At 33.7% G+C, this 12,419-nt stretch carries 14 protein-coding genes; 3 read left to right on the forward strand and 11 right to left on the reverse strand.

Annotated elements, in window-relative coordinates:
* The 4 genes from asnB to spoIVB all read right to left on the reverse strand — a co-directional run.
* Positions 1 to 849 (reverse strand): asparagine synthase (glutamine-hydrolyzing) (asnB, locus tag LQ50_RS20690; RefSeq protein WP_034633078.1); only part of this gene is annotated, 849 nt, incomplete at its 3' end.
* A gap of 242 nt (positions 850 to 1,091) precedes the next feature.
* Positions 1,092 to 1,703, reverse strand: a complete 612-nt coding sequence (locus LQ50_RS20695; RefSeq protein WP_034633084.1) for a DUF1405 domain-containing protein — start codon at positions 1,701 to 1,703, stop codon at positions 1,092 to 1,094.
* A 183-nt stretch (positions 1,704 to 1,886) separates the two neighbouring features.
* Entirely contained in the window at positions 1,887 to 2,537 is a 651-nt protein-coding gene (locus tag LQ50_RS20700) for a ferric reductase-like transmembrane domain-containing protein (RefSeq protein ID WP_034633085.1), read from the reverse strand.
* 130 nt (positions 2,538 to 2,667) lie between these two features.
* Positions 2,668 to 3,951: a SpoIVB peptidase gene (gene spoIVB / locus LQ50_RS20705; RefSeq protein WP_034633086.1), complete on the reverse strand. Its 1,284-nt coding sequence runs from the start codon at positions 3,949 to 3,951 to the stop codon at positions 2,668 to 2,670.
* Between the two features lie 315 nt (positions 3,952 to 4,266).
* Here spoIVB and LQ50_RS20710 point away from each other — a divergent pair, with 315 nt between their 5' ends.
* Entirely contained in the window at positions 4,267 to 5,277 is a 1,011-nt protein-coding gene (locus LQ50_RS20710; protein ID WP_034633087.1) for a C39 family peptidase, read from the forward strand.
* A gap of 85 nt (positions 5,278 to 5,362) precedes the next feature.
* On the opposite strand, the gene lgt is transcribed toward LQ50_RS20710, so the two are convergent.
* The 3 genes from lgt to LQ50_RS26100 form a co-directional block, all read right to left on the reverse strand.
* On the reverse strand, positions 5,363 to 6,223 hold the full coding sequence (gene lgt / locus LQ50_RS20715) for a prolipoprotein diacylglyceryl transferase (RefSeq protein ID WP_034633097.1): 861 nt from the start codon (positions 6,221 to 6,223) through the stop codon (positions 5,363 to 5,365).
* A 133-nt stretch (positions 6,224 to 6,356) separates the two neighbouring features.
* Positions 6,357 to 6,572, reverse strand: coding sequence for a DUF2187 family protein (locus LQ50_RS20720; protein WP_034633098.1), 216 nt, complete (start codon positions 6,570 to 6,572; stop codon positions 6,357 to 6,359).
* 359 nt (positions 6,573 to 6,931) lie between these two features.
* Positions 6,932 to 7,210, reverse strand: coding sequence for an rRNA adenine N-6-methyltransferase family protein (locus LQ50_RS26100; protein ID WP_237563771.1), 279 nt, complete (start codon positions 7,208 to 7,210; stop codon positions 6,932 to 6,934).
* A gap of 321 nt (positions 7,211 to 7,531) precedes the next feature.
* Here LQ50_RS26100 and LQ50_RS25575 point away from each other — a divergent pair, with 321 nt between their 5' ends.
* Positions 7,532 to 7,690 (forward strand): hypothetical protein, encoded by a 159-nt coding sequence (locus LQ50_RS25575; protein WP_156314941.1) that lies wholly within the window; start codon positions 7,532 to 7,534, stop codon positions 7,688 to 7,690.
* A gap of 229 nt (positions 7,691 to 7,919) precedes the next feature.
* Here the strand turns inward: LQ50_RS25575 and LQ50_RS20730 are convergent, their stop codons facing one another.
* Complete coding sequence (locus LQ50_RS20730) at positions 7,920 to 9,104, reverse strand: D-alanyl-D-alanine carboxypeptidase family protein (protein ID WP_034633102.1); 1,185 nt, start codon at positions 9,102 to 9,104, stop codon at positions 7,920 to 7,922.
* A gap of 26 nt (positions 9,105 to 9,130) precedes the next feature.
* On the reverse strand, positions 9,131 to 9,832 hold the full coding sequence (locus tag LQ50_RS20735; protein ID WP_003321603.1) for a TraX family protein: 702 nt from the start codon (positions 9,830 to 9,832) through the stop codon (positions 9,131 to 9,133).
* Positions 9,833 to 10,473: 641 nt separating this feature from the next.
* Between LQ50_RS20735 and LQ50_RS20740 the strand changes: the two genes are divergently transcribed.
* The gene (locus LQ50_RS20740) at positions 10,474 to 11,061 is read left to right on the forward strand and encodes a cell wall hydrolase (RefSeq protein WP_034633106.1); all 588 of its coding nucleotides are present in this window, start codon (positions 10,474 to 10,476) and stop codon (positions 11,059 to 11,061) included.
* Between the two features lie 658 nt (positions 11,062 to 11,719).
* Here LQ50_RS20740 and LQ50_RS20750 read toward each other — a convergent pair.
* Together LQ50_RS20750 and LQ50_RS20755 are read right to left on the reverse strand one after the other, a co-directional pair.
* Positions 11,720 to 11,920, reverse strand: a complete 201-nt coding sequence (locus tag LQ50_RS20750) for a hypothetical protein (RefSeq protein WP_034633116.1) — start codon at positions 11,918 to 11,920, stop codon at positions 11,720 to 11,722.
* A 114-nt stretch (positions 11,921 to 12,034) separates the two neighbouring features.
* Entirely contained in the window at positions 12,035 to 12,400 is a 366-nt protein-coding gene (locus LQ50_RS20755; RefSeq protein ID WP_152608272.1) for a YhfM domain-containing protein, read from the reverse strand.
* Positions 12,401 to 12,419 lie beyond the last annotated feature (19 nt).

Genomic DNA, 12,419 nt, shown 5'->3' on the forward strand with positions numbered 1-12,419 from the left:
GGCAGGATTAATTTTTTTCGCTAATGTCACTATACAAGTGGAATCAATTCCACCAGATAAGAAAGCTCCTAGTGGAACATCACTAATCATATGACAATTTACAGACTCCTCTAACGTTTGTGCTATCTGTTTAGAACTTGTCTCAAGATTGCCTTGACTTGGTTTGAAGATTGGCTCCCAATATTTTGTTTGGATTAAACCCTCCCCTTTCTTTTTGATGAAATAATGGCCAGGCTCCATTTTAAACGTATCAGTTGTCATCGTTAATGGCTCAGGCACATATTGAAAAGTTAAATAATGATGTAATGCTTCCTTATTTAAAGATTTATTGTTTTCAAGTGCTACTAAACTTTTTTTCTCAGACGCGAAATATAGTTCATGCTCACTTTCACCATTCGTATAATACAATGGTTTGATACCAAAGGGGTCTCGTGCCCCGTACATCGTTTGCTCCTGCTTGTCCCAAATCAAAATAGCAAACATTCCTCTTAAGTCAGAAAAAGCTTCTTCTTTTTTATGACTGAAAAGAGCAAGAATTGTCTCTGAATCTGATGAAGTCTGAAACGTGTAACCTATATTCCCCAAGGTTTTACGTAGTTCCTGGTAATTATAAATTTCACCATTAAATACCATCCAGTAACGCTCATTTTCATAGGAGATAGGTTGATTGCCATTTTCCACATCAATGATACTTAGCCTTTTAAATCCAAAAACGATGTGATCATCCTTGAAAAAACCTGTGTCATCTGGTCCACGATGATGAATCAAGTTAAGCATATTATTTATTTCATTTTTTTCTTTATTTCCTATTACTTTTTGTTCATTTACATAGCCAACAAAACCACACATTTTGAAAACACCTCATACTTCTTTTTGTTATAGATCAGATAATAATATTATCCTCAATGTTTGTTTTTTTCATGGAGAATTCATGTGAAAAAAAGGGGGATTAATTTAATGTTCAACACCACAGTACCCACCAATTTTGAATCCCAAAAATTATTATGAAATTAAAGATTAAAGACATGACCTTCATAAAAACACGACCTCTAATTTTGTGGTCATGTTTTTATGGAGTACACCGAATTTACTCAAACAAAATTATCATTCTTGTGTTGTCCAGTTATCCTTGCCACCAACACATAAAAAACGAGAATACTTGTTATACTTAGACTTACAGTAAAGAAATAAATATAAGTTAAATAGGGATGAAGTCCAGAATATAACCAAGGAAAAATCCCCAGAGAATAATCCAATATATCATTTGTTAATGTCCATAGTGCTACAATTAACAAATGTTTTAATTTAAAACGGAAGTATCGACTAAAAAAGAGTGCTTGAACTGCCATTCCAATGTGAGAAACAATTAACATATAACTTGTCCAATGAAGAGTACCTCCAGTAAAACTTGTTGCCACAATCATGACAACTGCCCAAATTCCATATTTAAACAAAGTCACAGCACCAAACGCTTCTATTAGCGGCCACTTTTTCCCTACTAAAAAGGACAGCAACGTAATGGTAAAAAACAAACTAGCAGTTGGACTATCTGGGACAAACGGCCAAAACCAAAGTTTCGTTTCAACTAATTGAGGCATATACCATATATATCCGTAGATCGTTCCCAACAAATTGGTCATAAACAATAACCAAATAGTACGTTTTCTTCCAAGCCAGTTAATAAGCCAGTTTAAGTAAATCAATAAATTTCCTTCTTTCTACATCCTATTTAAAATTAGTCTTACAAGCTTTGTGTTAACGAGTATTGCACTTAATTGTGTAGAAACTATGAAGAGGATTTATGAATTTTTTTTAAGAAAGCTAATTGCTTAATTTCTTATGACAACAAAATAAATGGCTCCTAACCTTCGTAAGGAGCCATTTATTTATATACCTTTACTTTTTTTAACCTCTTTTACGGTAAACCAAAACCCTATTAAAGAGCTTAGCCAGACTAATGTAATAGTGATGATGAAGGGTGCTTGTAGCCAATTAGGTGAATCTGGGTTGTGTATAAAAATAAAATAAGCCGTATGCAAAATTACCATATGGTAAAAGACATGTACAGTTTGTTGAACATGTTTCCAAGCTTTTAATCCCAATATCTTTTTACTTATCGTGTTTGAAGTTAACATTAAGATAAGAACATATACCAACGCTACAATCCCCAATAAATTACCTAAAGCAAATCCAGGATGCAACACCCAATCCCCTGCAAATGGACTAAAAACGAAAAAGAACCGGAATACTTCCCATTGAACCCAGCCATCAAGGAGAATCAATACATGAACAATTGCCGTAACGCCTGTCCATATCCCAAGTTCTCTTCTCCAAACTAGCCATTTTCTAATTGTTTTGAATACTTTAGAAAGGGATCCTAGAAGCAAAATTACACTTAAGAATAGTAATGATACATCTGCAAATGCTCTGTTCCAAGCATGCATTGGATCCCAGAGTTCTCTACTTTGAAAAAATAGATAAGCTAGTATAAGAGAAAATCCCCCTATAACTATTTGTCTATAAGTACTATTTTTCATCGCACACCTCCTCAATCTACTGTAGGAGTATACCCTGCATGTTTGTAGAATGTATGAAGATGATATAGAAGAAAAATTGTTAAAAAGCATAAAAACACTAGTTAGGCACCTAACTAGTATATTCTTAGCTCTATTTAATTTCCGCTTCTTGTAACATCCATTCAATGTGTCCACCATAGCCCGATGTTGGGTCATTAACGAAAACATGCGTAACCGCTCCGATTAATTTGTCCTCTTGAATAATTGGGCTACCGCTCATCCCTTGTACAATCCCTCCTGTTTTTTCCAGTAATTTAGGATCAGTGACTTTAATGATTAATCCTTTTGTTGTGGGAGATTTTCTTGGATTTGATTTAAGAATCTTAATATCAAATTCTTGTACTTTATCTCCCTCTAAAACCGTAAGTATTTTAGCGGGACCTTCTTTAACTTGATCAGCAGACGCTACAGGAATAGGTTGGTCAAAAATAGTACCTTTATTGAATACTTCTCCAAAAAGACCAAAAGGACTATTTATCGTTACAGAACCCCAAAACGCCTGATTAGGTAAAAATTTGGCTATCTTTTCACCAGGTTCACCGCTAACCCCTTTCTCAATTGATGAAACAGATGCCAACACAATGTGTCCATCATAAACAACGGTTGGATGATTAGTTTCAGCTTCTGATATAACGTGACCAAGTGCCCCGTATTTATTCGTATCAGGATGAAAAAATGTTAAAGTACCTATACCTGCCGTTAAATCACGTACATATAGACCGGATTGAAATTTGCCATCCTCTTTATTTCTTAAAGGGGTTAACTCTTTTAATAAAAATTGTTTTTTTCTCCTTATTTCTATTTTTAGTATGTCATTTTTCTCGCCAGCTTCTTGAACAATCTCTTCCACTTGAACCGCCCTACTTATAGGATTACCATTAATTTTCGTTATCAAGTCGCCTACTTCTATTCCTGCCTTTATTGCAGGTGATTCTTCTCCAACTGAAGACTTAACAGAATGATAGCCTGCAACAAGCACGCCTTCTTTATTTAGCTTAACACCAATGGATTGACCTCCGGGCAAAATTTTCAGTTCTGGTAATGTACGAACCTGAACTTGTTTAATTGGAAAATTACCTATTTCAATTGTCAAAGTTGTATCATTGGCTTCTTTGCTTGTTGCAGTGATTGAGGTTGTACCTGTTCTATTATTTGTAGAAGTAGTAATGTTTGTAACAAGTTTTTCATTTTCAGTTTTTGTAGAAAAGTCACCTATACGTGTAGAAGAAACTTCCCAGCTTATTTGCTGCCCTTCATATACAGTAATCTCATTTGGAATACTTATGACATCTTGAACAGGCGTAGAATAGCCCACGAAAAATATGCTTAGTAAGAGAATACAACCTATTAATTTTCTGATCCCCTCACCAATCATAATTTCACCCTCCTTGGTATAAAACTCGCGTTTACTTAATCCCCTAATTTAATGTTTAATTTTTACGGTTAGAAAGCAAAAGTATAGACTATCCTTTCTCCCTAGGCTGAACTATAGGTCCTAGCTTGAATGCCTTTTCAATCATTCTGGTATTTTTACAATTTTTTTATGCTTTAATTTATCATTTATCATAACTTTTTTTCTATCTTCACATTTTTTACAAATCTTTCGCTTATTCTATTACACAAGTTTCACATATTTATCTAGATTATCGAACCACTAACTTAATACTTATTTTTTGAAAGAGGTCGTAGAATGGAAGTTCTATTTTTTATTTTGAGTTATATTGTGTTTCTTGTACTTGCTGTTACAGCCTTATCTAGGTTAATAAAAAAAGGAATCTTAAAACAAGGCTTATTTGTTTTTTCTTTTCTAATCTTGGCCATGTTTACTTTTTTATTGTATTTAAATATACAGGAAGAATGGGTAGATCTCGATTTCACTAGTAAAATAAACAGTTTTAAAGAGGTATACAGTAATTCACAACCCCCTTCACAAATAGTATCTAACGATTCAAATTTACCTTTTATTGTCCATGAAAATGACATAACAAGAGGTTTTGAGAGTTATAAAGAGGCTGTTATTTATGCTCAAGAGATACAAAGCAATGTTTATTTTCTTAATGATAGTCACATCGTTTGGAGATATGACTTTCAACTTCCTCTAAGTATATTATTAGATGCCCCTTTAATTTCTCAGTTACCTGAGCTTCCAAGAGGATGTGAAGTAACAAGTCTTGCCATGTTTCTAAATTATGCAGGAGTAAATGTAAACAAAATGGTACTTGCAGATGAGGTAAAAAAAGATTCAACTCCCTATCAAAAAAAAGGCGATCAAGTCTTTTTTGGTAACCCTTATGATGGTTTTGTAGGTGATATGTATAACATTAACAATCCTGGTTATGGTGTATACCATGGTCCTATTAAAGAATTAGCAGAATTTTACTTGCCTAATAGAGTAATTGATATAACCGGGACTGACTTCCAACATATTCTCTATCACGTAAGCAATGGAAATCCAGTCTGGATCATATCTAATGTTACATTTTCGAAACTTCCTGAAAACTTATTCGAAACTTGGGATACTCCAAGCGGCTCTGTTAAAATAACGTATAAAGAGCATTCTGTCTTAGTTACAGGATTTGATGATGATTATGTTTATTTTAATGACCCCTTGGCAAATGTTAAGAATAGAAAAATCCCCCAAAGGGATTTTGTAGAAGCATGGGAACAAATGGGAAAACAAGCAATTACCTTTGTAAACTAGACAAGAGCAATAGATAAACATCACCATTTATCAATTAAGCTAAAAACAGCTGACCCTTAATAAATGGTCAGCTGTTTTAGAATGTCTATTTTTTCTTTCTCTTCTTTGCTTTATTATTTCTTTGTTGCTTCACGATCTCATCAAGATATCCTTGATTGGCTAAACCTGCTTTTCTCCGATAAATCCAAGTTATTACCGCCCCAATAATCAATATAATAGAAGCTACTTGTGCCGTTCGCAAAGTATCACCAATCATCAGATTATCTAATCTCATTCCTTCTATGACAAAGCGACCAATAGAATACCAAATGAGATAGCTATAAAAAATTTCACCTTGTTTTAGGTTTAACCTACGCAGATATAGCAAAATTACAACACCAATCATATTCCAGATTGACTCATATAGAAACGTTGGTTGATAGTAGGTTCCATTAATGTACATTTGATTAATAATAAAATTAGGTAACAAGAGATTTTCGAGAAACTCTCTTGTTACAGATCCACCATACACTTCCTGATTCATGAAGTTACCCCAACGACCAATTGCCTGAGCAAGTAAGATACTAGGAGCACCGATATCCAACAATTTAAATATTGGTATATTTTGTTTTTTTGCATAAACAATAGCTGTCGCTACACCGCCAATTAATCCACCATGTATAGCTAAGCCACCCTCCCATATATACAACACTCTTATAGGGTCGTCTACGTAATGTTCAAATCGGAAGGCCACATAATACAAGCGGGCACAAATAATGGAGATAGGTAATGCCCATAGTAGTAAATCCGCAAATGTATCTTTCGGTAGCCCTCGTTTAATCGTTTCTCGTGTAGCCATTATATAACCAATGGCTACACCGATCCCAATAAGAGCCCCATACCAATAAATTTTTAAAGGACCGATCTCAAGAAAAACTCTGCTTAACGGTTGAATTGTTTCTTCCATTTCCCTTTCACCTCTTAGCTGTTTACTTGTCTTGCTAAGTTAATATAAAATCTTAACTATAGTTATAAATATATAAGGAAAGTTTGAATTAATTATGAAAATTAAATATAATTCCTGTTAGTTCTTTTATCATTTAAATAGTTTCAAAGGTACGTTGATAGTTTCGATGATTGATACAGGTACGTTCAAAGGGGAATTCATCCTCCCTACCACAAACAGGATACGTAATAAATTCAGCTACCACACTATTGTTGTACACAGCAATTACTGTTAGTTCTATCCCATCGTATAAAATTATTTCATTTACTTCGGCAGCATTTGGGTTTATTTTTTTTGATTTGTTATACATATAAATCCAGCCTTTCTAATTTTTTTAGTTTATAAGTGGCTCTCTAATCCAAAGTCCTAGTAAGTAGAACTTCGATTTTATCTCAATGTCTCTTCTCACAGACAAAGACAAAAGCAGGAGGAATATTCAAAGGAACTATTTTAAGACTCGTTTTATCAAAAGCCGCATTAAGATAAGGAAGCAAAAAAGGTGTATATTGAAAAGCAATAAATTTTCCGCCTGGTTTGAGAATATAGTCTATCTGATCAAGTAAATTGATTAGTACTTCTTTTTTGAAATTTAGTAAAGGAAGGCCAGAAAAAATATAATCAATTGATTTTTCTTGTTCATTTAGGCTCCCCTTTAAGTTAAAAGCATCATCAAAAAATAGTAATTTCAGAAGCAAATCTGTTTAACGATTGTTTTAAGGAGGAATTGTTTTCAAATACTATTAATGGGTGATCTAGTTTTGACTCTTTGAGTATTGTTTCAGTAAGTACTCCTGTTCCAGCTCCTAATTCAACAACCTTCGAATTTTTTTGTAAATTTACTTGATTCACCATACTTTGAACGAGGTAAGGAGAGCTAGGGATAATACTTCCAATAGCCTTTGGGGAGTGCATAAAACTTTTCAAGAAAACTCTTTTCTCATTTAGCATAATTAAAACCCCTTATTTTCGTTATTAAGAGGATTATTTCATATGAATTTGTTCAAAGTATGAAGTTTAATATTTTCATAAAAATATTTTTTTAGCAGCAATGTGCAATTGGGAACCGGTTAAGAACATAACAAAATAGTTAAAGGTACTATCTTAATTCGATCATTCGTTAAAAGTACGTTCTATTCACAAGATCTTCTAAAATTACGAAAGAAAACATAGATTAACAGATAAAGAGAATGAGACTTATTATTAGGAGGAAACTGATGGGGACTTATGATAAAAATATACCCGTTGTGGTCGGTAATTTGAGAGTTTGCGATGAGTAAAGTAATTTGGTTATGGCTCGGTTGGATGTTTTTAACTAGTTTATTCTCCTATTACCACTTACATTGGAAAATAACTGTTTCTTTGTTCTTAGCTGGTTTACTTACGGCGATCAAAGCTTTGGTTGAAGATCAACTAAACCTTACCGATTGAGAAATACAACATACAATTACTTCTAGGGATCCGTTCTACGTTTCCCTAGTCTATTTATAACAATATCAAAAATGCGAGTCATTGCATTTAAAAATAAGTGGGTTTTCAGTGTTAAAAGAGAAAGTACCCGCTACGAGTTTTATAAATTTCCACGTAGCGGATCTTTTTTTCTGAAAATTAGATAAGTAACGTATCTCTATGCAATACGTTTGCACTTAAGGCTTTATAGCTAATTATCACCTATTAGAGGACTTGAACTATAAATCTCAGTTAATAAATAGTCACCTTCACTGCTATTGTGTGCAGTTTCATCCCTAGCATCTAAATCATTAAAATGCCACCATTCCGAAGCTAAGGGTGTCAGCCCCGCCGTCGTAGCATAGGTTTGTAACTTTATAGCAGCCTCGTTCATTGAATCAGCATAAGTTGCAGTTTTCCAATCAATTGCATTTTGTGATGAAACTGGGGTAGTAAATACAGCAGATGCTCCGCTTAATTCATGTATTTGTGTAGGCATCGCATATTCCATATAATCTTTAATTAAGACTCTGGTGTATTCACCAATTGGAACCTCCTTTTTAGAGTTAATTTTAACTAAACTGAGATCGATGCCATAACCCATTTGATGATTAGAAACACCGTCTGTTATAAACCAATTTATCCCCCAAGGAAGTGTGTTAATACCAGTCATAACTTCTGGATCATCATCGGCTAACTTACTCAAGCCTTCTACAACCGCTTTCTGTACAGAGTAGGGCCTAAATCCCTCATATATTTTTAGTGAGTTGCCCTCTGACAGGGCAAGCTGCTGTGCTAAATGAACTTTTTTGGACATTGAATATAGCACAGGCATAATATATTCTTCACTCTCAAGCCGTTCGTTGTATGTCTTGCCCGGATATAAGGCACGGTTTGAAATATTAGGGATATCCTTACCAGATGAAACGAATTTAGAAGAATAGGTATTAGTGTTATCATAGATAATAGATGGAATAACATCGGGAAGGTTAATAAAAGTATAATTATGTTGTAACCAACCAGCTAAATCACCTCTTTTAATAAACCACCAATCTCCCTCTTCTCTTAAAATTTCGAAAGCAGTACCTGCTTCAAATATATCAATAGTTTCAGAATCACTTTTTGGAAATTCTTTCAAATCTAAACTGATAGAAGTAAATCCTGTAGCTCCAACCACAGGTAACTCTAAATCCCCTTCGTACATTCTTGCTTGTGGCTCTTCAATTACTTCATCGGCTGAAATTTCGGAAGATTTTTCTACTTCATTCATAGCGGGAATGGACTCATTTGGTATAAAATTATCCACATTTGTTCTATCAATACAAGCTGTTAGTAAAATTATGATTATTAGCATAGCCATTATCAATATAACATTGTATTTTTTTAGCCAAATCATGATTATATATCTCCTCAATATTTAATTTATGCAAATATGAAGTACCTCAAAATATAAAGTACTAAAAGATGAGCTGGATAAAAAACATAAAATCCCCATTTAATAAGAGCTGAGCTTTTTCCTCTTTCTCCATTATATAAAGCAAGAAAAGGAATGGCCAAAAGGATACCAAAGCGAAAAGCGTAATCCATTCCTAAACTTATGCCAGGAAGAATATAAAAAACAGTCCCTATAAATGCAAAGCTAATCATCTGCATCTTAAACTGTCCCTTGTATATTCCAAAAAATAAAATCCACAATACAAGAATGTAATTCCAGTCAGCCGTCCAAGCGAGTAAACAGCACAAAGCAATAATCATAACTTTTATTAATCGAGAAATGTAAGTAGTTTGACTAATAGCTAATGCAACTAACCCCATAAACAGTCCCCATATTACACTAGTTCCCTGCCACCATTCAAGACCGAAGTACATCACAAATGGGAAGTGCGAAATTAAAGCAAAAATGAAAAGTCGTTTTAGATATTTTTGCTTATTAGAAGTATAGAAGTATCCTTCTGCAATCATATAACCTATTATGGGGGCAGCCAATCTTCCAAAACCACGAGCAAATATTGCTAGTGTAGTGTCATCAGGCACAAGCCATATTGATGCATGGTCTACAACCATCGCAATAACAGCTAGTAGTTTAAGTGCATTTGAATTTATAAACTTTGTTTTTATTGACATTTGCATACTCCGTTTCCTATTAATTTTTGTTATCTGATTTAGCATAGCCATCAAATATGGAGTTTTTATGTGTTTTAAATTTTAATAAATGATCACTTTTGATTACTTAGGAGGTTGATGATTTAAAACAAAAAAACCTCTTTAGGGCCTGCTGTAAGGAGTTTATCAAACGAAGTTGTTATAATCTGAAATTTCTCCAGACTAATTATTAATCTCTTCATCTGTTTCTAGCTATCAAACTTAAAAATATATAACCAAAAGAATTTTTTGGACACTCAGGCTCACCATTTATTTTCAATAATAAGCCCCATTGCCTTGGGAGTTCAGAAGACTTTTCAAAAAACTCTTTTTCATTTAGCGAATTAAAGAACTTACTCATCTCTTTCATGACCATCAACTTTTCTAGATGTTGGTGATCTCTATATCTATACAACTACTAATATTTTTAACAAATCTGTTTACTTCCATGTTTTTTTACAAACTCCCACATATTTCGTAACAGTAATGTAAAAAACAGCTTCGAGCGTTCGGGTTAATGGTATCCTCAAGTCCATTTTTCCAAATGGGTAAATTTGGTCACCTCCTAGTCTAATTTTTCATGTTAGTTTAATAGAGTCACTTACTTCTAGGAGGTTTATACAATGAAAAAATTAATAATCACTATTAGCGTTGCAGCATCACTTGTTTTTATTGGAGGAAATGATACAAACGCACAAATAACGACACACACCGTAGCGTCTGGAGAATTTTTGTATAAAATTGGTCAAAAATATGGAGTTTCTGTATCCGCTATTAAAAATGCAAATAATAAATCGTCATCAATGATTATGGTAGGAGAAAGGTTAACAATTCCAGAATCTATCTCTGCTTCAGAGAGGGATTTACTGGCACGTTTAGTGATGGCTGAATCAGAAGGAGAACCTTATGCTGGTAAAGTCGCTGTTGCAACCGTCGTATTAAATCGAGTTGACCATAAGGATTTTCCGAATACGGTTCGAGGAGTTATTAATGAAGTTTCAAACGGATACTACGCGTTTACACCTGTTCAAAATGGACGTATTAACCGTCCGGCTGATAATGAATCGATTCGAGCTGTTGATGAGGCTCTAGCATTTAGAGGGCAAGGATCTGGGTCACTCTTTTTCTATAATCCAAAAATTGCTACTAACCAATGGATTGCTACTCGTACCGAAACTGTTCGGATTGGAAATCATGTTTTTGCTAAATAAATTATGACATTAGAGAAGGAGCGTCAGGACACAGCATCTCCTGACGCTCAATCTTAGAATTTCCAGTACTTTGATAAAAATAAAAGATTACTTAAACCATGGACTTAGCAAATCAACGCCCTTGTTGTAAAGCTAACCTGCTTCACCACAGAAAATAAGAGATTTATTGCTATCTCAAGGTATTTGAATAAGAAATTAATTCATATCTTTGACTTTTTCTTTGTTCTTTAAATGTTGTTCAAGTATGACAGTTGTTAAAATGGCTACTATTGCTTGATATATTAATAGGTCAGTCATTATTCCAAACTCTTCAGGTTCCCCAATGAATTTTGTGATATAGAAAGAGACGATGAAGAATGTTATGACTGTAGCAAGCCCCAATCCATAGGCCTTTCCCAATTTTATTAGCAACTATTATTGCGAAAAATTTATTTAATAAAAAACCTCCATACATTATAAAACTTCCTATCATTAATGAAGTTCCTATCTCAAAAAATCTTATCTCGCCCACCCTTTTCATTTTACAATGGGATCCAATAGAATTAGGTTTTATCGGCAAGTTCTATCGTACATGCTACACGTTAGTTGGAGAAAGTAATAAATTCAAGATTAATAAAAATGATTAAGGAATAACCTACTCCTTTTTCTTAGGCATTTGTCAGCCTCCTTCTATACAAGTTGCAGTAGAACTTCCTATAACAGAATTTAATTCTTGAAGTAGTGAGTATAGACGTTCACTTCCAACTAATGTCTTCAATGTTTGTTTCGTTAGTGGAACATTATATTTTTTAAAAACTTCTTTTGTCTCTCCCCAAACATCAACAATTGCTTCAGGTGACATATTTGATTGAATAACCATGTGAGTCTCCTCCTTTGCTTTTATCTATCATTTTATTAATAGCTAAATTTACTCCCTGCTTCAATAAAAACAAATGACCAACCGCTAAAAACTATGTTTTAAATAATCATTCACTTAATTATTGATCATTTCTCTTAATAATTTTGTATCTTCCTTTTGAATTCTAAATCCCTGTAAAGTGTTTGATAAATTAACAAGCAAACCTTCGCCTTCTGTCTCCCCACCTAAACTTAAATGATAGTGTGCGGAGGATTTATCTTTAAAGTATACTGTCAAATCAAACTCCGCTATGTAATTTAACATACCTTCCATTTTCTGAGCATTTTCAATTGCTTCTATAAAAGTTTTCATCCTGCTTGCATCTGTGAACTGTTTCGATTTTAATGAAATGTCTTTAGAGTCCCACTCCGGATGTGAATTAAGGGAAATACTTATAACATCTTTATCGTAAAAAAGGGATGCCCATTTGTGTTTTCTCACTGCAACCCACAACAAAAGT

The organism is Halalkalibacter okhensis (assembly GCF_000787375.1).
Taxonomy (GTDB): Bacteria; Bacillota; Bacilli; order Bacillales; family Bacillaceae_D; genus Halalkalibacter; species Halalkalibacter okhensis.

Excerpts from the sequence above, each read along its gene's own strand:
- LQ50_RS20700 (WP_034633085.1), bottom strand. The coding sequence starts at position 2,537 with ATGAAAAATAGTACTTATAGACAAATAGTTATAGGGGGATTTTCTCTT.
- spoIVB (WP_034633086.1), bottom strand. The coding sequence starts at position 3,951 with ATGATTGGTGAGGGGATCAGAAAATTAATAGGTTGTATTCTCTTACTA.
- LQ50_RS20710 (WP_034633087.1), top strand. The coding sequence starts at position 4,267 with ATGGAAGTTCTATTTTTTATTTTGAGTTATATTGTGTTTCTTGTACTT.
- lgt (WP_034633097.1), bottom strand. The coding sequence starts at position 6,223 with ATGGAAGAAACAATTCAACCGTTAAGCAGAGTTTTTCTTGAGATCGGT.
- LQ50_RS20720 (WP_034633098.1), bottom strand. The coding sequence starts at position 6,572 with ATGTATAACAAATCAAAAAAAATAAACCCAAATGCTGCCGAAGTAAAT.
- LQ50_RS26100 (WP_237563771.1), bottom strand. The coding sequence starts at position 7,210 with ATGCTAAATGAGAAAAGAGTTTTCTTGAAAAGTTTTATGCACTCCCCA.
- LQ50_RS25575 (WP_156314941.1), top strand. The coding sequence starts at position 7,532 with ATGAGTAAAGTAATTTGGTTATGGCTCGGTTGGATGTTTTTAACTAGT.
- LQ50_RS20730 (WP_034633102.1), bottom strand. The coding sequence starts at position 9,104 with ATGATTTGGCTAAAAAAATACAATGTTATATTGATAATGGCTATGCTA.
- LQ50_RS20735 (WP_003321603.1), bottom strand. The coding sequence starts at position 9,832 with ATGTCAATAAAAACAAAGTTTATAAATTCAAATGCACTTAAACTACTA.
- LQ50_RS20740 (WP_034633106.1), top strand. The coding sequence starts at position 10,474 with ATGAAAAAATTAATAATCACTATTAGCGTTGCAGCATCACTTGTTTTT.
- LQ50_RS20750 (WP_034633116.1), bottom strand. The coding sequence starts at position 11,920 with ATGGTTATTCAATCAAATATGTCACCTGAAGCAATTGTTGATGTTTGG.